The organism is Mycobacterium sp. Root135 (assembly GCF_001426545.1).
Lineage (GTDB): Bacteria > Actinomycetota > Actinomycetes > Mycobacteriales > Mycobacteriaceae > Mycobacterium.
The window spans coordinates 1,103,181-1,123,403 of sequence record NZ_LMEZ01000001.1 but is presented as its reverse complement, the minus strand read 5'-3'; the positions used below and the strand labels follow the sequence as shown (position 1 = coordinate 1,123,403).

At 67.8% G+C, this 20,223-nt stretch carries 19 protein-coding genes and 1 pseudogene; 16 read left to right on the top strand and 4 right to left on the bottom strand.

Features of this window, described 5'->3' with window-relative positions; translation table 11 throughout:
- Nucleotides 1-7: 7 nt before the first annotated feature.
- From ASD37_RS05485 to ASD37_RS05475, 3 genes are read left to right on the top strand one after another with little or no spacing between them, the layout of a single operon-like run.
- Nucleotides 8-859, top strand: a complete 852-nt coding sequence (locus ASD37_RS05485; protein ID WP_056548852.1) for a LysR substrate-binding domain-containing protein — start codon at nucleotides 8-10, stop codon at nucleotides 857-859.
- 14 nt (nucleotides 860-873) lie between these two features.
- Complete coding sequence (rlmN, locus tag ASD37_RS05480) at nucleotides 874-1,965, top strand: 23S rRNA (adenine(2503)-C(2))-methyltransferase RlmN (protein WP_056549891.1); 1,092 nt, start codon at nucleotides 874-876, stop codon at nucleotides 1,963-1,965.
- A gap of 15 nt (nucleotides 1,966-1,980) precedes the next feature.
- Nucleotides 1,981-3,420: a wax ester/triacylglycerol synthase family O-acyltransferase gene (locus tag ASD37_RS05475; protein WP_056548850.1), complete on the top strand. Its 1,440-nt coding sequence runs from the start codon at nucleotides 1,981-1,983 to the stop codon at nucleotides 3,418-3,420.
- On the opposite strand, the gene ASD37_RS05470 is transcribed toward ASD37_RS05475, so the two are convergent.
- Both ASD37_RS05470 and ASD37_RS05465 read right to left on the bottom strand, forming a co-directional pair.
- Nucleotides 3,417-3,671 (bottom strand): DUF2631 domain-containing protein, encoded by a 255-nt coding sequence (locus tag ASD37_RS05470; protein WP_056548848.1) that lies wholly within the window; start codon nucleotides 3,669-3,671, stop codon nucleotides 3,417-3,419. The genes ASD37_RS05475 and ASD37_RS05470 overlap by 4 nt on opposite strands.
- A 61-nt stretch (nucleotides 3,672-3,732) precedes the next feature.
- Nucleotides 3,733-5,025, bottom strand: a complete 1,293-nt coding sequence (locus ASD37_RS05465) for a deoxyribodipyrimidine photo-lyase (protein ID WP_056548846.1) — start codon at nucleotides 5,023-5,025, stop codon at nucleotides 3,733-3,735.
- Nucleotides 5,026-5,115: 90 nt separating this feature from the next.
- On the opposite strand from ASD37_RS05465, the gene puuE reads away from it, so the two are divergent.
- The 3 genes and pseudogenes from puuE to ASD37_RS31940 form a co-directional block, all read left to right on the top strand.
- Nucleotides 5,116-6,036: an allantoinase PuuE gene (gene puuE, locus ASD37_RS05460; protein ID WP_056548844.1), complete on the top strand. Its 921-nt coding sequence runs from the start codon at nucleotides 5,116-5,118 to the stop codon at nucleotides 6,034-6,036.
- Nucleotides 6,037-6,238: 202 nt separating this feature from the next.
- Nucleotides 6,239-6,898: pseudogene (locus tag ASD37_RS32150) on the top strand (DUF222 domain-containing protein); the annotation flags it as partial.
- 1 nt (nucleotide 6,899) lies between these two features.
- On the top strand, nucleotides 6,900-7,913 hold a 1,014-nt coding region (locus tag ASD37_RS31940; RefSeq protein ID WP_235567973.1), incomplete at its 5' end, for an HNH endonuclease signature motif containing protein.
- A gap of 65 nt (nucleotides 7,914-7,978) precedes the next feature.
- On the opposite strand, the gene ASD37_RS05445 is transcribed toward ASD37_RS31940, so the two are convergent.
- Together ASD37_RS05445 and ASD37_RS05440 are read right to left on the bottom strand one after the other, a co-directional pair.
- Nucleotides 7,979-8,590 (bottom strand): fasciclin domain-containing protein, encoded by a 612-nt coding sequence (locus ASD37_RS05445; protein ID WP_056548839.1) that lies wholly within the window; start codon nucleotides 8,588-8,590, stop codon nucleotides 7,979-7,981.
- Between the two features lie 105 nt (nucleotides 8,591-8,695).
- Nucleotides 8,696-9,388, bottom strand: coding sequence for a fasciclin domain-containing protein (locus ASD37_RS05440; protein WP_056548837.1), 693 nt, complete (start codon nucleotides 9,386-9,388; stop codon nucleotides 8,696-8,698).
- Between the two features lie 161 nt (nucleotides 9,389-9,549).
- Here ASD37_RS05440 and dxr point away from each other — a divergent pair, with 161 nt between their 5' ends.
- From dxr to ASD37_RS05390, 10 genes are all read left to right on the top strand, one after another.
- Nucleotides 9,550-10,722 carry a 1-deoxy-D-xylulose-5-phosphate reductoisomerase gene (dxr, locus tag ASD37_RS05435; RefSeq protein WP_056548835.1) on the top strand — a complete coding sequence of 391 codons (1,173 nt, stop codon included), beginning with the start codon at nucleotides 9,550-9,552 and terminating at the stop codon, nucleotides 10,720-10,722.
- Nucleotides 10,719-11,948, top strand: a complete 1,230-nt coding sequence (locus ASD37_RS05430) for an RIP metalloprotease (protein WP_056548832.1) — start codon at nucleotides 10,719-10,721, stop codon at nucleotides 11,946-11,948. Before dxr ends, ASD37_RS05430 begins: the two co-directional genes overlap by 4 nt.
- A 19-nt stretch (nucleotides 11,949-11,967) precedes the next feature.
- A complete protein-coding gene (ispG, locus tag ASD37_RS05425; RefSeq protein WP_056548830.1) occupies nucleotides 11,968-13,119 on the top strand; it encodes a flavodoxin-dependent (E)-4-hydroxy-3-methylbut-2-enyl-diphosphate synthase in 1,152 nt (383 codons plus the stop codon).
- Between the two features lie 50 nt (nucleotides 13,120-13,169).
- Entirely contained in the window at nucleotides 13,170-14,024 is an 855-nt protein-coding gene (locus ASD37_RS05420) for a GNAT family N-acetyltransferase (RefSeq protein ID WP_056548828.1), read from the top strand.
- Nucleotides 14,025-14,109: 85 nt separating this feature from the next.
- The gene (locus ASD37_RS05415; RefSeq protein ID WP_056548825.1) at nucleotides 14,110-15,933 is read left to right on the top strand and encodes a penicillin-binding transpeptidase domain-containing protein; all 1,824 of its coding nucleotides are present in this window, start codon (nucleotides 14,110-14,112) and stop codon (nucleotides 15,931-15,933) included.
- Between the two features lie 35 nt (nucleotides 15,934-15,968).
- The gene (locus tag ASD37_RS05410) at nucleotides 15,969-16,559 is read left to right on the top strand and encodes a DUF1707 domain-containing protein (protein ID WP_056549890.1); all 591 of its coding nucleotides are present in this window, start codon (nucleotides 15,969-15,971) and stop codon (nucleotides 16,557-16,559) included.
- A 13-nt stretch (nucleotides 16,560-16,572) separates the two neighbouring features.
- Nucleotides 16,573-17,433 carry a type I methionyl aminopeptidase gene (map, locus tag ASD37_RS05405; protein ID WP_056548823.1) on the top strand — a complete coding sequence of 287 codons (861 nt, stop codon included), beginning with the start codon at nucleotides 16,573-16,575 and terminating at the stop codon, nucleotides 17,431-17,433.
- A complete protein-coding gene (locus ASD37_RS05400; RefSeq protein ID WP_056548820.1) occupies nucleotides 17,430-18,920 on the top strand; it encodes a cobyric acid synthase in 1,491 nt (496 codons plus the stop codon). The genes map and ASD37_RS05400 overlap by 4 nt, the downstream gene beginning before the upstream one ends.
- Nucleotides 18,921-18,933: 13 nt before the next feature.
- Nucleotides 18,934-19,596 (top strand): hypothetical protein, encoded by a 663-nt coding sequence (locus ASD37_RS05395; RefSeq protein WP_056548818.1) that lies wholly within the window; start codon nucleotides 18,934-18,936, stop codon nucleotides 19,594-19,596.
- 63 nt (nucleotides 19,597-19,659) lie between these two features.
- Nucleotides 19,660-20,220, top strand: coding sequence for an alpha/beta fold hydrolase (locus ASD37_RS05390; RefSeq protein ID WP_056548817.1), 561 nt, complete (start codon nucleotides 19,660-19,662; stop codon nucleotides 20,218-20,220).
- Nucleotides 20,221-20,223 lie beyond the last annotated feature (3 nt).

Genomic DNA, 20,223 nt, shown 5'->3' with positions numbered 1-20,223 from the left:
TGGCAGCGTGAGTCAGGTCTTGGACATCGCGCCGCTGCGCAGCGTGGTCGCCGTCGCCGACTGTGGTGGATTTCACCGTGCCGCGACCGTTCTGCACCTCACCCAGTCCGCCGTCAGCCAGCACGTCCGGCGGGTCGAGGCAGTCGTCGGGGGACCGGTCGTCGAGAAGTCCGGTCGTGGCGTCGCCTTCACCGAGCTGGGCCATCGTCTGCTCGCCCACGCACGGACCATCCTCGCCGCGCACGACGCCGCCCTCACCGATCTCGGTGCGGCCGAGGAACGCGTGCTGGTGATCGGCGCCACCGAGCACGGCGCCGACGTCATGCTGCCCGGACTGACCGGCGCGCTGGGCAAGCGGTTGCCCGAGTGGCGGCTGCGATTTCGGCTCGACCGCAACGTGACGCTCGCCGACGCGATCGACCACGGTTCCCTCGACCTGGCGGTGATGCTCGACGGTTCCGGGCTGGACCCGGCAAATGCCTCGGGAGTCGTTGCGCTGAAGTGGATTTCGGGCCGAACCTTCGCGATGCCGGCGGGCGATCCGCTGCCGGTGGTGATGTTCTCCGAACCGTGCACGCTGCGCGAGCCGACGTTCGCCGCACTGGATCGCATCGGCGTCCCGTACCGGATCGCCGCCGAGAGCTCCAATCTGGCCGGCCTGTTCGCGGCAGTCCGTTCCGGTCTCGGCGTTGCGCTGCTGCCCATGATCGGACGACTCCCCGACGGGCTGTGCCTCGCCGAGGGGCTACCACCTACCAGCCGGGCGACGGTGTGCGTGCGGGGCCGGGCCGGCGTCGACGCCGACGCCTTGGCCGCCGTCGACCGAGCCGTCCGTGACGTTTTGAGTGAGCAGGGCTGATAATGAGCGGGACCATGAAACTTCCACTGGTGTTCGATGCGCCCAAACGCGGGAAGCCGCCGCGCCACTTCGCCGACCTCGACGACGACGCCCGCGGCGTTGCCGTCGCCGAGCTCGGACTGCCCGCCTTCCGCGGCAAGCAGTTGGCGAATCAGTACTTTGGCAGGCTGATCGCCGACCCACAGGCCATGACCGATCTGCCGGCCGCGACTCGCGACCAGGTCGCGGAGACGTTGTTCCCGCGTCTGCTCGACGTGGTGCGCTCCGTCGAGTGCGACAACGCGGAGACCAGGAAGACGCTGTGGCGCGCGAACGACGGCACCACGATCGAATCGGTGCTGATGCGATATCCGAACCGCAGCACGCTGTGCCTGTCGTCTCAGGCCGGGTGTGGCATGGCCTGCCCGTTCTGCGCCACCGGGCAAGGCGGCTTGACCAGAAACCTCAGCACCGCGGAGATTCTCGAACAGGTCCGCGCCGCAGCAGCCGTGATGCGCGACGATCACGACGGGCGACTGTCGAACATCGTCTTCATGGGCATGGGTGAACCGCTGGCCAACTACAACCGCGTGCTCGCCGCGGTCAAGCGCATCATCGCGCCTGCGCCGCACGGGTTCGGCATCTCGGCGCGCTCGGTCACGGTGTCGACCGTCGGGCTCGCACCGGCCATCCGCAAGCTGGCCGACGAACGGCTCGGGGTGACGTTGGCACTGTCTCTGCACGCCCCCGACGACGAGCTCCGCGACACGCTGGTACCGGTGAACAACAAGTGGAACGTCGGCGAAGTGCTCGACGCCGCACGGTATTACGCCGACGAGACCGGACGCCGCGTGTCGATCGAGTACGCGCTCATCCGCGACGTCAACGATCAGCCGTGGCGCGGCGACCTGCTCGGCAAGAAGCTGCACGGCGCGCTTGGGCCGCTGGTCCACGTCAACGTCATCCCGCTCAACCCGACCCCGGGCTCGAAGTGGGACGCCAGTCCCAAGCCGGCCGAGCGAGAGTTCGTCAGGCGGGTCCGCGAACGCGGCGTGTCCTGTACCGTGCGCGATACCCGAGGTCGTGAAATTGCCGCTGCCTGCGGCCAACTCGCCGCGGAGGGCTAGCGAATCGAGGGAGCGATGAGACGGCTCAACGGCGTGGACGCCTTGCTGCTGTACACCGAGGCCCCCGAGATTCACATGCACACCCTGAAGATCGGCATCCTCGACGTCTCCGAACTCGAGGGCGGATTCACCTACGAGCTGTTCCGTCGGGTGGCAGAGCCGCGGCTGCGTGCCCTGACCCCGCTGCGCTACCAACTCGTCGATGTCCCGATGAGGTTCCACCACCCCATGTGGACCGAGAATGCGGACGTCGACTTCGACTACCACGTCCGCCGGGTGTCGGTGCCCGCGCCGGGAGGGCGACGCGAACTCGACCAACTGATCGGCGAAATCGCAGGCACCCCACTGGATCGCAGTCGCCCGCTGTGGGAGATGTATGTCGCAGAGGGTCTCGTCGGTGACCGCGTCGCGATCATCCACAAGGTCCACCACGTGCTGGCCGACGGCGTCGCCTCGGCGAATCAGATGGGCTGGGCCATCCAGGCCGAGCCGCCCGAATTCCCGGCAAAGGCAATCCACACCGAGGAACGAGAGCGTACGACGGGCGGACTGATGCTGGCCGCCAGCCGCGACCACGCCCGCCAAATTTGGCGGTTGCCCGCGCTCCTCGCCGAAACCGCCCGCGGCGTCTCGCGAGTGCGCCGTCGCACCAAGGAACGTGGCAGCCACCCCGGCCTGGCGCCCAACTTCGCCCCGCCGCCAAGTTTCCTCAACCACGTCGTCTCCCCGACGCGCCGATTCGCGACCGCGCCGTTGGCCTTGGCTGACGTCAAGGAGACGGCGAAGACCCTCGGGGTGACGGTCAACGACGTCGTCCTCGCGACCGTCGCCGGTGCGCTGCGCGAGCTGCTACTGAAGTACGACGGCGCCGCCGACGCGCCCCTGATCGCCGGGGTGCCCGTCAGCTACGGCGACCCGGATCGGTTGGCGGGCAACGAGTTCACCTATATGACTCCGTCACTGGCCGTCCACGTCGCCGATCCTGTCGAACGAGTTCGATTGACGGCGACGGCCACGGCGATCGCCAAGGAGAACAATCACCTGCTCGGCCCCAAGCTGATCCCCACGTGGTTGAACTTCCTGCCACCTGCGATGGCACCGCCGGCCTTCCGCTGGCAGTCCAAGCGGATGGAATCCAGCATGATCTTCAACCTGACGGTCTCCAACGTGCCAGGACCGAGGGAGCGAGATTCGTTCGGGGGAGCGGTGATCAGCGAGATCTACTCCGTCGGCCCACTGGTCGCCGGAAGCGGCATGAACGTGACGGTGTGGAGTTACGTCGACCAACTCAACGTCTCTGTGCTGACCGACGATCTGACGACGGACGACCCGCACGAGGTGACCGACGCAATGTTCCGATCCTTCGTCGAACTGCGCAGCGCGGCCGGACTGTCCGACGTGCTCACCGACGTTGGCGACGCCATGCCCCTCGCGGAGGCGACGGTATCGGGCTAGCGGGTCCAGCCGCGACGGCGCATCCACCAGTCGCGGATCACGATCGTCCAGATCACCAGCGCGAAGCCGACCAGGAAGATGTCCTCGACGTGCCCGACGTGGTTGCCGCGAAGCATGGCGAGCATGAAGAAGCCGGCGAGGATGCCGCCGATCTGGTTCACCCGATGACTCTGCTTCGACCAACCCCAGTTCGCCGACGGCACGTCCTCGACGTCAACGCCGGTATGCCGTTCGACCTCGGTGTTCGCCACGCTAGCTCCTCAGGGGGTCCGGTCAACTCCGCTCATTCTGGCATACGACGACACGTCGTACTTAGCGGACGGCCTCGTATCGCCGTAGTGCCTCGATGCGTTCGGCGGCGTGGTCGACCATCGGCTCGGGGTAGTCGCCGCCGCCGAACTCCGGTACCCACCGTTTGACGTAGGCACCGTCGGGATCGAACTTGTTGCCCTGGGTGGTCGGGTTGAACACCCGGAAGTACGGCGCGGCGTCGGTACCGCAACCCGCGGCCCACTGCCAGCCGTGCTGATTGCTCGCCATGTCACCGTCGGTGAGTTGCTCGAGGAACCAGCGGGCGCCCCACTGCCACGGCAGGTGCAGATCCTTCACCAGGAACGACGCGGTGATCATCCGCACGCGGTTGTGCATGAACCCGGTCTCCGCCAGTTGGCGCATGCCGGCGTCCACGATCGGGAAACCCGTCTTGCCCGCCTTCCACGTCTCGAAGCGCTTCTTGGCGTCTTGGTCGTCGTCGACCTCTATGCGGTCGAAGTTCTTGTTCCAGTTCCACCACGTGCTCTCGGGCCACGAGTACACGACGTTGGCGTAGAAGTCCCGGAACGCAAGCTCACGCAGATAGGCCTGCGCGCCGGCGCCGCCCCCAAGATCGGCGGCCATCGTCCGCGGATGGATGGTGCCGAACTTGAGGTGCGCCGACATCCGGCTGGTGCCGTCGTGATCCGGCCGGTTGCGGTCGTCGGCGTAGTCCTCCACCGTCGAGGAGACGAACGCCTTCCACGCCTTCCGTGCCGCGGCCTCACCGGCTGGGTGGTCCAGCTCGGCGTCACCGGCGGGGACGTCGACGCCACCGCCCACGTCGGCCGGGTCGACCCAGCGTGCCGTCTTCGCGCTGGTGCGAGCGGGTGCGCGCCAGCCGTGCGCCTTCCACGCCGAGTAGAACGGCGTGAAGACCTTGTACGGCGTGCCGTCGTCCTTCGTCACGCGCCCGGGGGAGACCAGGTAGGGCGATCCGGACGGCTCCAGCGGTACCTCGCCCAGCGCCTCGCGGACGGCCTCGTCCCGCCGCAGCCCGAACGGGAAGTAGTCACCCGACACGTGAACGGACGTGGCCTCGATCTTCTTCACCAAGGCGGGGATGCACTCCTCGGCCCGTCCCTCGACGACCAACAATCTGCCGTCGAGCCCGTCGCGCAGCTCTCGCAGTGAGTCGTACAGATACTGCAGCCGCCGGGAGCCCGACGACGCCTTCAGGCGCGGGTCGAGCACGTAGCAAGCGAGGACTTCCTGATCGTCCTTCGCGGCGTCGAGCAACGCGGGCAGATCGTGCAGGCGAAGGTCGCGCCGGAACCACAGCAACGTTGGCATGCCCCTGATCTTCCCCGTAGTGCGCCGTGGAAAAACGTTCAGGTGGACGCTCGTCAGGAATCCGTAGGGATTCGCTGCGACAATCCCACCATGACGCCGACCGCCGACGACTATCCCCGCGACATGGGCGGGTATGGGCAGAATCCTCCGCATCCGCACTGGCCGGGCGGCGCCAACATCGCCCTGCAGTTCGTCCTCAACTATGAGGAGGGCGGTGAGAACAACGTCCTGCACGGCGACGAGTCGTCCGAGACGTTTCTGTCCGAAATCGTTGGGGCGCAGGCATTTCCGAATCGTCACATGAGCATGGAGTCGCTATACGAGTACGGTTCGAGGGCCGGTTTGTGGCGGGTGCTGAGGATGTTCGACGACCGTCGACTGCCGTTGACCATCTTCGGTGTCGCGACGGCGTTGGCACGCAACCCCGAGGCGGTGGCGGCCTTTCTTGCGCGCGGTGACGAGATCGCCTGCCACGGCCTGAAGTGGCGCAGCTACCAGCAGATCGACGCCGACGTCGAACGCGCCGACATGGCCGAGGCGGTCCGCATCCTGACCGAGTTGACCGGCGAGGCCCCGCTGGGCTGGTACACCGGTCGGGATTCCCCTCGCACTCGCGAGCTCGTCGTCGACCACGGCGGGTTCCTGTACGACTCGGATTCCTACGCAGACGACCTGCCCTACTGGACTCGGGTGGCGGGTCACGACCACCTCGTCGTGCCGTACACGTTGGACACCAACGACATGAAGTACGTGTCCGCCAGTGGATTTCCCTCCGGTGACGAGTTCTTCACCTATCTGCGTGACGCGTTCGACGTGCTGTACGCCGAGGGCGTCGCGGGGGCCCCGAAGATGCTGTCGGTCGGCTTGCACTGTCGGCTCGTCGGCCGGCCCGCCCGGATCGCCGCGTTGGGACGGTTCCTCGACCACGTGCAGGTCCACGACGGAGTGTGGGTGGCCCGCCGGGTCGACGTCGCGCGGCACTGGATCGAGAACTTCCCGCCTGGCGCCTGACGCTTCAGTCGGTGAAGGTAGTGGGAACGGGTGAGGAAGCCGCTCTGCAGACGCTGGTGGACTGTCGGCGCCGATATCGTGGTGGACGGTGGGACCATCAAGACGATCTACCAATGACCTTGTGGCACCGACTGTTTGGAGTTATCCACAGGCTGGTTTTAGGGTCTGTCGCCTGTCGGTGTGCGGCGGTAGAGTCGCAAATATGTTCGAATCGTTGGTGGCCACCACGACCGGCACTTCCGGTGCCGGTGCGGTGGAGTCGTGGTCGCGGGTGGAGTCCGCTGCCTGCGCCCGTCGTGTCGCGGCGATGGCCGCCATGTTCCAGACCGCCCGTGCCGCGGACGGGGCGGATGAGCGGGACCTGTGGTGCACCGACACCTGGGACGCCGTCGCCTCCCACATCGGCGTCGCCCAGCGCATCACCCATGGCGCCGCGTCCAACCAACTCCTCATCGCCGTGGCACTGCACGAACGGTTCCCACTGGTTGCGGCGGTGTTCGCCGAGGGACTGATCACGTATCAGTTGGTGCGGATCGTGGTGCAGCGCGGCGCCCTGGTCGTCGACCCCTCGGCCCTGCACGAACTCGACCGACTGCTGGCCGAGGCGCTGGGCACCCGGGAGCCGATGTCGGTGGGCACTCTTGAGAAGACCGTGGATGCGTTCGTCGCCCAGGTTGACCCGCATGCCGTGCACCGCACCGAGACTCGGGCGCGGGGCCGGTCGGTGGACGTCGGGGAGGACGACGGCAGCGGAATGGCCACGGTGTTTGCGACTTTGTTCGCCACCGACGCGAAGGCCTTCGACGCGCGGTTGAGCGCGATCGCCAAGACCGTGTGCCCCGCCGATCCCCGGACCAAGGACNACTTTGTTCGCCACCGACGCGAAGGCCTTCGACGCGCGGTTGAGCGCGATCGCCAAGACCGTGTGCCCCGCCGATCCCCGGACCAAGGACCAACGCCGAGCAGACGCCATCGGAGCCATCTCCCACGGCAACGACCGCCTGGCCTGCCTCTGCAACACCGACGACTGCCCCGCAGGTGAGAACCCACCCTCCACCGGGGTGGTCGTCTACGTAATCGCGAGCGCGGACACCCTCCGCGAACCCGAAGCACCAGCCCCACCGCCACCTGCACCCGAGCCCACCGTTCCCGACCCCGAGGACGCAGAGCAGTCCACCGACGTGAACGATGCTGCGACAGTTGATACCTCAAACGAGCGCACCGCCCTCGACGGCGAACCCCCGGCCATGTTCACCAGGCCGCTGCGTGAACTGACGCTCACCGAAGCCCTCACCCCCACCCCGGGTCGGCTGGCCAACCTGCGACCCGCCGCCCTGATGGGTGGACAGTTCCTCCCCGGCGCCATCGCCTGCCGCGCCACTGTCGGGGCGACCATCACCACGATCGTGCACCCCGGCCAAGCGCCACCCGAACCGCGATACCGACCCTCGAAAAGGCTGGCCGACTTCGTCCGCTGCCGCGACCTGACCTGCCGCTTCCCGGGCTGCAAAGTGCCGGCCACGAATTGTGACGTCGACCATACGATTCCATGGCCCTACGGGCCGACCGCTGCATCCAACTTGAAATGCCCAAGCCGAAGACATCACTTGCTCAAAACGTTCTGGGGCGGCCAAAGTGGTTGGCGCGAACAGCAACTCGACGACGGCACCGTCATCTGGACTGCGCCCGACGGCCGCACCTACATCACCACACCGGGTAGCCGCCTGCTGTTCCCCGAACTGTCCAAACCCACCGCAACGGTTCAGGCGAGCCGGATGCCCACGGCACACGCATCCGGGCTGACCATGCCACGCCGCAAGACCACCCGCGCCCAAGACCGCGCCAGACGCGTCCAACGGGAACGCGAGACATGTTGAGCACCAACGCAAACGGGGCGGCCCAGGCCGAAGCCTGGACCGCCCCGTCGGCGGAGCGCTGGTGCTTACATCGCCGGAGGAGCAGGCGGCATCAGCACGGTGTCGATCATGTAGACCGTCGCGTTGGCGGTCTGCACGCCACCGCACACCAGGCCGGCGTCGTTGACCTTGAGCTCAGGGCCCATGCCAGTCACGGTGACCTCGCCACCCTCGACCGTCTTGTGCGTGCCGACGACCTGCTCGGGGCTCAGCCGTCCCGGCACCACGTGGTAGGTCAGGATGCTGGTCAGAAGGGGAGCGTCGACCTTGAGCTTGTCGATGGTCGCGGGATCGATCTTCTTGAACGCGTCATCGGTCGGCGCGAACACCGTGAACTCGCCGCTGTTGAGCGTGTCCACCAGGTTCACCGCCGGGTTCAGCTGACCGGACACGGCCGCGGTCAACGTGGTGAGCATCGGGTTGTTCGAGGCGGCAACTGCGACGGGATCCATCGACATGCCCTGCACCGAACCGGGGCCGGTCGGAACTTCCTTGGCGTACGCGGCACAGCTGTTGCCGACGAGGCCCTCGGCCGGGGCGGCCTGCGCGATGCCCGTGGAGGTGAGCAGTCCGGCGACGGCCAACGCTGCGATGGAGGTGCCGGTGACGGCCTTCTTGGTCTTCTCGGTCAGTTTCATGCGATTCAACTTTCTTCGTTGGTGAAGCAGACACGGGTGGTGTCCCGCTGCAAGAACGGGGGTTGTGCACCGGGACACCGCCCGTGGGTTCTGTTGCAGCCGTTGTTACTTGGCCGGGGGCATCATGACGGTGTCGACCATGTACACGGTCGCGTTGGCGGTCTTGACGCCACCGCACACCAGGCCGGACTTGTCGAACTTCAGCGCCTCGCCCGCACCGGTGATGTCGACCTCTGCACCTTCGACGGTCTTGTGCTTGCCCGCGACCTGCGCGGGGCTCAGCTGGCCGGGAATCACGTGGTAAGTCAGGATGCTGGTCAGCAACGGGGCGTCGGTCTTCAGCTTCTCCAGCGTGGCCGCGTCGATCTTGGCGAACGCGTCGTCGGTCGGCGCGATCACGGTGAATTCGCCACCGTTGAGGGTGTCGACGAGGTTCACGCCGGGGTTGAGCTTGCCGGAGACCGCGGCGGTCAGGGTGGTGAGCATCGGGTTGTTCGACGCGGCAGTGGCGACCGGGTCCTGCGCCATGCCCGCAACGGAGCCGGCGCCCTCGGGGACCTGTGCGGCATAGCCGGCGCAGCCGGGGCCGACCAAGTCGGCGGCCGGGTCGGCGGCACCGGTCATCGGGGCGGCGCTCGAGGTCGTGCTGCTCATCACGCTGGAGGACATGCTGCTGGCGCCGCTCGAGACGCTGCTTGCGGTGTTGCTGGCGGTCTCGCTAGAACAGGCGGACGTTGCGAGGATGGCCGCTGCGGCCAGGCCTGCTGCCGCGAAGGCCTTGCGCTGAGTCGAGTTCATGACGTGATCACTCCAATGTGTCAGGGACGGCCTGTGCCGCCGTCCTCATGGGGCATTCGCGGTGATGGTGATCACGGATTGGCTGTCAGGTTGCTCGTCATATTGGCGTCACATTCGATCGGCGCTTCGTCACCCGCCGGGGCAGGCGGCACAATGGACCGGTGACTCGGGATCGTGTGCGCGTACTGGTACTTGGCAGCACCGGTTCCATCGGCACGCAGGCACTCGAGGTGATCGCCGCCAATCCCGACCGGTTCGAGGTCGTCGGGCTGGCTGCCGGTGGCGGCAACCCCGACCTGTTGGCCCGCCAGCGGGCTGAGACCGGCGTCGCCAACGTCGCCGTGGCGTCGGCCAAGGCTGCCGACCAGATCGGCGACGTCACCTACGTCGGTGACGACGCGGCGACGCACCTGGTCGAGAACACCGAAGCCGACGTCGTCCTCAACGCACTCGTCGGTGCGCTGGGTCTGCGCCCGACCCTTGCCGCCCTCGAATCCGGCGCCCGGTTGGCCCTTGCCAACAAGGAGTCGTTGATCGCGGGCGGCCCGCTGGTGTTGAAGGCGGCCAAGCCGGGCCAGATCGTGCCCGTGGACTCCGAGCACTCCGCGTTGGCGCAATGCCTGCGCGGCGGTGCCCCCGACGAGGTCGCGCGGCTGGTCCTGACCGCATCGGGTGGTCCGTTCCGAGGCTGGTCGGCCGCCGATCTCGAGGACGTCACCCCGGAACAGGCCGGTGCCCATCCCACGTGGTCGATGGGCCCGATGAACACGCTCAACTCGGCCTCGCTGGTCAACAAGGGGCTCGAGCTGATCGAGACGCACCTCCTGTTCGGCGTGCCCTACGAGCGCATCGACGTCGTGGTCCATCCGCAGTCGATCGTGCACTCGATGGTCACCTTCGTCGACGGCTCCACCCTCGCCCAGGCGAGCCCCCCCGACATGAAGCTGCCCATCGCCCTGGCGCTCGGGTGGCCGGCGCGCGTCCCCGGTGCGGCGTCTGCGTGCGACTTCACGACGGCGTCCACGTGGGAATTCGAACCGTTGGATGACGCCGTCTTCCCCGCCGTGGCGCTCGCGCGCGAGGCGGGCACCAGGGGCGGTTGCCTGACGGCGGTCTACAACGCCGCCAACGAAGAGGCAGCTGAAGCGTTCCTTGCCGGGCGGATCCGATTTCCCGCGATCGTCCGGATCGTCGGCGACGTGCTGCGCGCTGCGGACCAGTGGTCTGCGGAACCGGCTACCGTGGACGACGTACTCGCCGCTCAGGACTGGGCCAGGGACAGGGCCGGCATCGCGGTCGAGAACGCAGCACGGGAGGTCGTAGCAACCAGATGATGTTCGCACTGGGCATTGTGCTGTTCGCACTGGCCATCTTGGTGTCGGTGGCGCTGCACGAATGCGGTCACATGTGGGTGGCGCGCGCCACCGGAATGAAGGTGCGCCGCTACTTCGTCGGATTCGGACCGACCGTGTGGTCGACGAAGCGCCGCAACCGGCTCGGGTACACCGAGTACGGACTGAAGGCCATTCCGGCTGGCGGCTTCTGCGACATCGCGGGCATGACGTCGGTCGAGGAGCTCGCCCCCGAGGACCGCCCGTACGCCATGTTCCGCCAGAAGGTGTGGAAGCGGGTCGCGGTGCTGCTCGCGGGCCCCGCGATGAACTTCGTGATCGGCCTGGTGCTGATCTACGGCATCGCCATCATCTGGGGACTGCCCAACCTGCACCCGCCCACCGCCGCCATCGTCGGCGAGACGTCCTGCGTGTCGTCCGAGGTCACCAAGGGCAAGCTGGGGGAGTGCACCGGCCCAGGCCCGGCGGCGCAGGCAGGCATCAGAGCTGGCGACACGGTCGTCAAGGTCGGCGACACCGACGTGAAGACCTTCGAACAGATGGTCGCCGCCGTGCGCAAGCTCAACGCACCGACGCCATTCGTCGTGGAGCGCACCGAGAACGGGCGCTCCGAGGAGTTCACCACCACCGTCGACGTCACCAAGGCCCAGCGCTGGACCAAGGAGGGCAACGGCGCCCCAACCGAGGTCGGTGCGGTCGGCATCGCAGGCGCCCAGTTCGGGCCGACGCAGTACAACCCGCTCTCGGCGGTGCCGGGGACCGTCGCCTTCACCGGCGACCTGATGGTCGAACTCGGCAAGTCGCTTGCCAAGATTCCCACCAAGATCGGGGCGCTGTGGACGTCCATCGGCGGCGGTGAACGGGATCCGGAGACGCCCATCAGCGTGGTCGGCGCCAGCATCATCGGCGGCGACACAGTGGACGCCGGACTGTGGGTGGCGTTCTGGTTCTTCTTGGCGCAACTGAACTTCGTCCTCGGTGCGATCAACCTGCTGCCGCTGCTGCCCTTCGACGGTGGCCACATCGCGATTGCCGTGTACGAGAAGCTCCGCAATATGATTCGTTCGGCGCGCGGCAAGGTTGCCGCCGCCCCGGTGAACTACCTCAAGCTGATGCCCGCCACCTACGTCGTGCTCGTCATCGTGGGTGGCTACATGCTGCTGACCGTCACCGCTGACCTGGTCAACCCGATCAGGCTGTTCCAATAGTCTTCAGAAAGAAGTCATCATGACCGTCGGTCTGGGTTTGCCAGTACCGCCCCCGCCGACGCTGGCTCCCCGTCGCAAGACGCGTCAGCTGATGGTGGGCAACGTGGGCGTCGGCAGCGACTACCCGATCGCCGTGCAGTCGATGTGCACCACCAAGACTCACGACATCAACTCCACGCTGCAGCAGATCGCCGAACTGACCGCGTCCGGCTGCGACATCGTGCGCGTGGCCTGTCCCCGGCAGGAGGACGCCGACGCGCTGTCGGTGATCGCCAAGAAGGCGAACATCCCGGTGATCGCCGACATCCACTTTCAGCCGAAGTACATCTTCGCCGCCATCGACGCCGGGTGTGCCGCCGTTCGCGTAAACCCCGGAAACATCAAGGAGTTCGACGGCAGGGTCAAGGAGGTGGCCAAGGCTGCCGGTGCCGCGGGCATCCCCATCCGGATCGGTGTCAACGCGGGCTCGCTCGACCCGCGGCTGATGAAGAAGTACGGCAAGGCCACGCCCGAGGCGCTGGTGGAGTCGGCGCTGTGGGAGGCGTCGCTGTTCGAGGAGCACGGCTTCGGCGACATCAAGATCAGCGTCAAGCACAACGACCCCGTCATCATGGTGGCCGCCTACGAGCAGCTCGCGGCGCAATGCGACTACCCGCTGCACCTCGGCGTCACCGAAGCCGGGCCCGCGTTCCAGGGCACCATCAAGTCGGCCGTCGCATTCGGCGCGCTGCTGTCGAAGGGCATCGGCGACACCATCCGGGTCTCGTTGTCGGCGCCGCCGGTCGAGGAGATCAAGGTCGGCAACCAGATCCTGGAATCGCTGAATCTGCGTCCCCGCGGGCTGGAGATCGTGTCCTGCCCGTCGTGCGGCCGCGCCCAGGTCGACGTGTACACCCTGGCCAACGAGGTGTCGGCGGGCCTGGAGGGCATGGACATTCCGTTGCGAGTGGCGGTGATGGGCTGCGTCGTCAACGGACCGGGTGAGGCCCGTGAGGCCGATCTCGGCGTCGCCTCCGGCAACGGCAAGGGTCAGATCTTCGTCAAGGGCGAAGTGATCAAGACGGTGCCCGAGCAGATGATCGTCGAGACACTCATCGAAGAGGCGATGAAGATTGCCGCCGAACGTGGTTTGGATGATGCCAGCGGCGCGCCCGTTGTGACCGTAAGCTGAACCATGACCCTGTGAGCAGGGTCACCGCCGCCGGCTCGTAGAAGGTCCAGATGTCCGCACCCCCACTGTTTCGCCTCGCCGACGAGCGACGCGTGACGGTGGTGCGCGACGCCTCGATGGTGCGTCGCGTGCTCGACGAAGATCCCGTCGGCTCCTGCATGGTGGCGTCCCGGGTGGCCGACCACGGGGTGGACCCGACGTCGATCGGCGGCGAGATGTGGACGCGTCGCCGCCCGAGCGACTCGCTGTGCTTCGCCGGGGCGAACCTGATTCCGTTGCGCGGCGAGGTGTCCGACTTGGTGGCCTTCGCGGACAAGGCGATGAGCACACCGCGCCGGTGCTCGTCTCTGGTGGGCCGGACCGAACTGGTCATGCCGATGTGGCAGCGCCTCGAAAGGGCGTGGGGGCCCGCGCGTGACGTGCGCGACCACCAACCGCTGATGGCACTGTCCAGCCCGCCACAGTGCGTCGTCGACCCGCAGGTGCGCCCGGTACGCATCGAGGAGCTCGACGCCTACCTCGTCGCGGCGATCGAGATGTTCATCGGTGAGGTCGGCGTCGACCCTCGGGTGGGGGACGGCGGCCGCGGTTACCGGCGTCGCGTCGCCGGCCTGATCACCGCGGGTCGGGCCTGGGCCCGCTTCGAGCACGGTCAGGTGGTCTTCAAGGCCGAGGTCGGGTCGCAGTCGCCTGCCGTCGGCCAAATCCAAGGTGTGTGGGTGCATCCCGACTGGCGCGGCCGCGGGCTCGGCATTGCAGGCACCGCGGCGCTGGCCCGTGCGGTCGTCCGCAGTGGGCGGACCGCCAGCCTCTACGTCAACGGCTACAACACGATTGCCCGTGCCACCTACGCGCGGATCGGTTTCGCCGAGGTGGGCACGTTCGCGACCGTGCTGCTCGACTGATCACGGGGACATCCCCAGCCAATTACGTTCCGGTCTCGGTGCGCCTCCGGGTGTTGAACCGCGACGGCTTCTAACATCAGTCTCAATGGCAACACGAACCTCATCCGCATCACGAGTCACTGGTCTCCTCACGGTCCTCGCGGTGATGGCGGCCGCCGGCGGACTCAGCGCCTGCACGCCACGGCCCAACGGGCCCGAACCGGTGGCGACGGCGTTCTTCACCGCGCTCGCCAAGGGGGACACCGGCGCCGCCGCCGACTTCAGTGACCACCCCGCCGTCGCCAGGGCGGCCCTGAACGAAGCCTGGGCCGGCCTACAGGCGACCAAGCTCGACGCGCAAATCCTCGGATCGAAGTACGCCGAGGACACCGGCAGCATCGCCTACCGCTACACCTGGCACCTTCCGAAGAACCGCACCTGGACCTACGACGGCCGGCTGAACATGGTCCGTGACGAGGGCCGTTGGGAAGTCCGTTGGAGCGCAACGGGTTTGCACCCGAGCCTCGGGGAGAACCAGACCCTTGCCCTGCGCGCCGACGCCCCGCCCCGCGCATCGGTCAACGAACGCGGCGGCAGCGACGTGCTCCGGCCGGGATTCCTGTACAACTACGCGCTCGACGCGAAGGCCGCAGGCGGCGACCTCATGCCGACGGCCAGGATCGTCGCCGACACGCTGCGCCGCTTCGACCCGACCATGGACGCCCAGCGCCTGGCCGAGACGGCGAGCTCGTCGGCGACCCCGCTGAACCTCGTCACGCTGCGGCAGGCCGACCGCGACGCCGTGGCGCCCGCGATCGGCAACCTGCCCGGCGTCGTCATCACCCCGCATGCCGAACTGCTCCCCGTCGACGACCGATTCGCCCCCGACATCATCAACCAGGTCAAGAAGTCGGTGTCCGACGAGCTCGACGGCCAGGCGGGCTGGCGCGTGGTTAGCGTCAACCAGAACGGCGCCGACGTCGACGTACTCGACGAAACCCCCGGCGCCCCAGCACCTTCGGTGACCATCAGCCTCGACCGGGCGGTTCAGGACGCCGCCCAGGACGCCGTCGACATGGTCGGCAGAAAGGCGATGATCGTCGCGATCAAGCCGTCCACCGGCGAGATCCTTGCCGTCGCCCAGAACGCCGCCGCCGACGCCGACGGACCCGCCGCCACCACGGGTCTGTACCCGCCGGGGTCGACGTTCAAGATCGTCACCGCGGGTGCGGCGATCGACCGCGACATGGCGACGCCCAACACCCTTCTCGGCTGCCCCGGCCACATCGACATCGGGCAGCGGACCATCCCCAACTACGGCGGCTTCGACCTTGGCACCGTGCCGATGTCGCGCGCCTTCGCCAACTCCTGCAACACCACCTTCGCCGAGCTGGCCAGCCGGATGCCGCCACGGGGTCTGACCACCGCGGCCGCGCAATACGGCATCGGGACCGACTACGTCGTCGACGGGATCACGACCGTCACCGGATCCGTCCCCCCGACGGTGAACCTGACCGAACGCACCGAGGACGGCTTCGGCCAGGGCCGCGTGCTCGTCAGCCCCTTCGGCATGGCGCTGGCCGCGGCGACGGTCGCCGCGGGAAAGACGCCGGTGCCCCAACTCATCGTGGGCAGGCACACCGAAGTGTCGGGTGACGCTCCCACCATCACCGAGAAGATGGTCGACGGATTGCGTCCGATGATGCAGCTCGTCGTGACCAACGGCACGGCGAAGGACCTCAACGGCAGTGGCGACGTCCGCGGCAAGACGGGTGAGGCCGAATTCGACGGCGGTTCGCACGCCTGGTTCGCCGGCTACCGCGGCGACCTCGCGTTCGCCGCGCTGATCGTCGGCGGCGGTAGCTCCGAGTTCGCCGTGCGGATGTGCCGGGACATGCTCAACGGAATGCCACCGGACTACCTGTCCTGAGTAGCCTGGTCCTGGCGAAGGGACGGGCAGTGATCATGAGCAGCAACTCCGAGATCTTTGGTAGCGAAGGCCTGGTGCTCCGCATCTCCGACGCGGACCGCAACGGCACGTTGCGCCGCCTGCACAACGCGGTGGCGCTCGGGCTGATCGACATCGACGAGTTCGAAGAACGGTCGGCCGCGGTCTCGCAGGCCCGGCTGCACTCCGAACTCGCCGCGCTCGTCGAGGACCTGCCCGGGCCCGGCGCGATCGTCACGACCGCGACCGACCGGGTCGAACTCCGGGGTGTGCTCGGCTCGCTGAAACGCCAGGGCGAGTGGATCGTGCCGACCCGGTTGTCGCTGGTGCGGCGCATGGGCTCGGTCGACCTCGACCTCACCAGGGCGCGGTTCGCCGGACCGATCGTCGTGATCGAACTCGACATGAAGTTCGGGTCGGTGGACATCCGGCTGCCCGACGGGGCGAGCGCGTCGATCGACGACGTCGAAGTGGTCGTCGGCAGTGCCCGCGACCACCGCAAGGACGCACCCGCCGAGGGGTCGCCGCACGTCATCCTCACCGGCCGAGCCTTCTGCGGTTCCGTCGACGTCCGCGGACCGCGAAAGTCGCTGTTCGGCAGGGGTTAGTTAGGCTGGGACGATGTCCGTTCGCACCGCACTCCGCCCCGGTGAGCTCTCCCCGACGCTCCCGGTGCCCAAGTCGATCTCGCGCCCCGAATACGCCTGGAAGTCCAGCGTGCAGGAGGGCTCCGAGCCGTGGGTTCAGACGCCAGACATAATCGAGCGGATGCGCGTCGCCGGTCGCATCGCGGCCAACGCGCTCGCCGAGGCGGGCAAGGCGGTCGCACCCGGTGTCACCACCGATCAGTTGGACCGCATCGCCCACGACTACATGGTCGACCACGGGGCGTACCCCTCGACGCTTGGTTACAAGAGCTTCCCCAAGTCCTGCTGCACGTCGCTCAACGAGGTCATCTGCCACGGCATCCCCGACTCGACGGTCGTCCAGGACGGCGACATCGTCAACATCGACGTGACCGCCTACATCGACGGCGTCCACGGCGACACCAACGCCACCTTCCTCGCCGGCGAGGTGTCCGAGGAACACCGACTGCTCGTCGAGCGCACCCACGAGGCAACCATGCGGGCGATCAAGGCCGTCAAGCCCGGCAGACAATTGTCCGTCGTCGGCCGCGTCATCGAGGCATACGCGAACCGGTTCGGCTACAACGTCGTTCGTGACTTCACCGGCCACGGCATCGGCACCACGTTCCACAACGGACTGGTGGTCCTGCACTACGACCAGCCCGCGGTCGACACCGTGCTCGAACCCGGCATGACCTTCACCATCGAACCCATGATCAACCTCGGTGCGCTCGACTACGAAATCTGGGACGACGGCTGGACGGTCGCCACGGTGGACAAGAAGTGGACCGCACAGTTCGAGCACACCCTGGTGGTCACCGACGACGGCGCCGAGATCCTGACGCTCCCGGAGTGACCGGCGCACTGCTGGTCGCAGGCACCACCTCCGACGCAGGCAAGTCGACGGTCGTCGCCGGCCTCTGTCGACTGTTGGCGCGCAAGGGTATTCGCGTTGCGCCGTTCAAGGCGCAGAACATGTCCAACAATTCGGCCGTCACGGTCGAGGGCGGTGAGATCGGTCGCGCCCAGGCCATGCAGGCCAGGGCGGCGGGCCTCGAGCCGAGCGTGCGATTCAACCCCGTCCTGCTGAAACCGGGTGGGGACCGGACCTCACAGCTGGTGGTGATGGGCCAGGTCGTCGGCACGGTCGCCGCGGGTGACTACTTCCACCATCGCGCCATGCTCGCCAAGGTGGTCAACGACCAACTCGACTCCCTGAGAAGCGAATTCGACGTCGTCATCTGCGAGGGCGCCGGCTCACCCGCCGAAATCAACCTGCGCGCAACCGATCTCGCCAACATGGGGCTGGCGCGGGCGGCGGACCTCCCGGTGATCGTGGTCGGTGACATCGACCGCGGCGGGGTGCTGGCGCACTTCTTCGGCACCGTCGCGGTGCTCGAACCCGACGACCAGCGGCTCATCGCGGGCTTCGTGGTCAACAAGTTCCGCGGCGACCCTGCCCTGCTGGCACCCGGCCTGGACCAACTCGAGCGACTGTCCGGGCGGCCCACCTACGGCGTCGTCCCGTACGACGACGGTCTGTGGCTCGACGCGGAGGACTCGCTGTCGGTCCAATCCCACCGGATCGTGGGGATACCCGAGCAAGCGCGAGGCACCGACACGCTGCGGGTCGCGGCCATACGGCTGCCCCGCATCTCCAACTCCACCGACGTCGAGGCGCTGGCGTGTGAGCCGGGCGTGGTGGTCCGGTGGGTCGCCGACGTCGCGGACCTGGCCGACGCCGACGTCGTCGTCCTGCCGGGAAGCAAGGCCACGGTGTCGGACCTGGAGTGGCTGCGAGAGCGCGGACTCGCCGACGGCGTCCTCGCGCACGCGGCGTCCGGGCGCGCCGTCGTCGGCATCTGCGGAGGGTTCCAAATGCTGTGCAGGACCGTCGACGACCCGGTCGAGTCGCGCCTGGGACGCGTCGAGGGGCTCGGCCTACTGGACGCCGACATCGTCTTCGTCACGGACAAGACCCTGAAGCACTGGGAGACGCCGTTGCGCGGGTACGAGATTCACCACGGTCAGGTGGCACGGACGTCCGAGGACTCCTGGCTCGACGTCGGCATCCGGCGCGGCGCCGTGTACGGCACGCACTGGCACGGCTTGTTCGACAACGACGACGTGCGACGCCAATGGCTTACCGACGCCGCCACGGCGGCCGACCGGCGCGGTTTCGTCGTCGCCGACGACGTCGACGTCACCGGCCGGCGTGACGCCCAACTCGACGCGATGGCCGACCTGCTCGCCGAACACCTCGACCTCGACGCGGTGACGGATCTGCTGGCTGGGGGTGCGCCGTCGCGCCCCGTGATCACCTCGCACCTCGACCGTCGCTGAGTAGCCTTCAAGGATGGGATTGGCGTCCAAGGCAGTCGTCATCGCGAGCGCAACGGTCGTGTCCCTGTCCGGCTGCGCCGTCGAGGGCACCCCGACGTGGCCGGGTGCGCGACTGAACGCCACGTTGCCGACCGCCGAGGACTTCCCGCCCGGTGTCCGGTTCGACCGCGTCGTCGAGCAACAAGGCACCCCCGACGGAGCGGACCGGCCGCCGGCGATGGAGTCCGAACCCGAGGGGTGCGCCGACGGGTTGACCAAGGACATCGCGGCGTCGGTCGAGCGCGGGCCGGGAAGCTCCGCGAAGTACAACGTGTCCTACGACGGAGCACGGATCGTGATGACGGTCTTGGTGGCCGCCTTGGACCTGCGTCGCCTCGAAGCCACGGCGGCCCGCTGTGAGCTGTACGTGACCTACTTCGACAAGGCGTCGGAGCCGATCCTGATGACGACCACCAAGATGGAGTCGTCGCGCGCGCAGTCGCTGACCTATCAGCAGACCATGCAGTTGCAGGGCGAGGAGAGCAGCGTCTACTTCACGTTCGAGAACGTCGGCGAGTGGGGAATGTTCGGCATCGCGTTCCCGACCCCGGATTCCACCATCCCGGTCAAAGGGTCGCTGCCGCAAACGTTTTTGGACGTGACCGCCAAGCAGGCCGAGCGGCTGAGGCAACCCTGAGGGTTGGGTTGCAAGGCCGTGAAAACCCGACTGAACACGATCAGACCCCTGTAGCGTGGCGCAATGCCATCGACCGTGCTCACCGTCGACGGGTTTCCCGCGACAGTCGACGTGTCCGGCCCCGAGAAGGGGTCGGTCGTCGTCCTGCTGGGGGCCGCGCAAGGGCCGGCGGCCTACGACGCGATCTGCGAACGCCTGCACACGGCATCGCTGCGGACGGTGGTCATCGCGCCCGATCCGCGGCTGAGCCCCAAGTCCGTCGTCGGGATCCTCGACTCCGTCGGGGTGCGGTGGGCGCTTCTGGTGGGCGACCGGGTCGGGGGAGAACTGGCCTGGGAGTTGGCCGCCACCCGGCTTGACCGGTTCATCGGGTTGGTCGTCGTCGACCGCGGGCATCCGCGCGTGCCGGATCAGGCGGGCGACGTCCGAGACGAGCACTGCCCGCCCGTCGAGGTGAACACCACCGCGCTGGTGAGTTCGCCCGCGGCGCGCACCGTGGCCAAGGCCAGTCAGCGATACGTCTACGGCGACTACCGCATCGTGGAGTTGCTCGGTCGCCGCAACGCGCAGGAGTCCACGGCCCAACTGGCCGCCGAGATCGTGCTGCGCACCAGCACCTGGTGAGTT

What these genes read in the sequence shown, in the direction of transcription:
- rlmN (WP_056549891.1), top strand. Translation starts at nt 874, where the DNA reads ATGAAACTTCCACTGGTGTTCGATGCGCCCAAACGCGGGAAGCCGCCG.
- ASD37_RS05475 (WP_056548850.1), top strand. Translation starts at nt 1,981, where the DNA reads ATGAGACGGCTCAACGGCGTGGACGCCTTGCTGCTGTACACCGAGGCC.
- ASD37_RS05465 (WP_056548846.1), bottom strand. Translation starts at nt 5,025, where the DNA reads ATGCCAACGTTGCTGTGGTTCCGGCGCGACCTTCGCCTGCACGATCTG.
- puuE (WP_056548844.1), top strand. Translation starts at nt 5,116, where the DNA reads ATGACGCCGACCGCCGACGACTATCCCCGCGACATGGGCGGGTATGGG.
- ASD37_RS05445 (WP_056548839.1), bottom strand. Translation starts at nt 8,590, where the DNA reads ATGAAACTGACCGAGAAGACCAAGAAGGCCGTCACCGGCACCTCCATC.
- ASD37_RS05440 (WP_056548837.1), bottom strand. Translation starts at nt 9,388, where the DNA reads ATGAACTCGACTCAGCGCAAGGCCTTCGCGGCAGCAGGCCTGGCCGCA.
- ASD37_RS05430 (WP_056548832.1), top strand. Translation starts at nt 10,719, where the DNA reads ATGATGTTCGCACTGGGCATTGTGCTGTTCGCACTGGCCATCTTGGTG.
- ispG (WP_056548830.1), top strand. Translation starts at nt 11,968, where the DNA reads ATGACCGTCGGTCTGGGTTTGCCAGTACCGCCCCCGCCGACGCTGGCT.
- ASD37_RS05420 (WP_056548828.1), top strand. Translation starts at nt 13,170, where the DNA reads ATGTCCGCACCCCCACTGTTTCGCCTCGCCGACGAGCGACGCGTGACG.
- ASD37_RS05415 (WP_056548825.1), top strand. Translation starts at nt 14,110, where the DNA reads ATGGCAACACGAACCTCATCCGCATCACGAGTCACTGGTCTCCTCACG.
- ASD37_RS05410 (WP_056549890.1), top strand. Translation starts at nt 15,969, where the DNA reads ATGAGCAGCAACTCCGAGATCTTTGGTAGCGAAGGCCTGGTGCTCCGC.
- map (WP_056548823.1), top strand. Translation starts at nt 16,573, where the DNA reads ATGTCCGTTCGCACCGCACTCCGCCCCGGTGAGCTCTCCCCGACGCTC.
- ASD37_RS05395 (WP_056548818.1), top strand. Translation starts at nt 18,934, where the DNA reads ATGGGATTGGCGTCCAAGGCAGTCGTCATCGCGAGCGCAACGGTCGTG.
- ASD37_RS05390 (WP_056548817.1), top strand. Translation starts at nt 19,660, where the DNA reads ATGCCATCGACCGTGCTCACCGTCGACGGGTTTCCCGCGACAGTCGAC.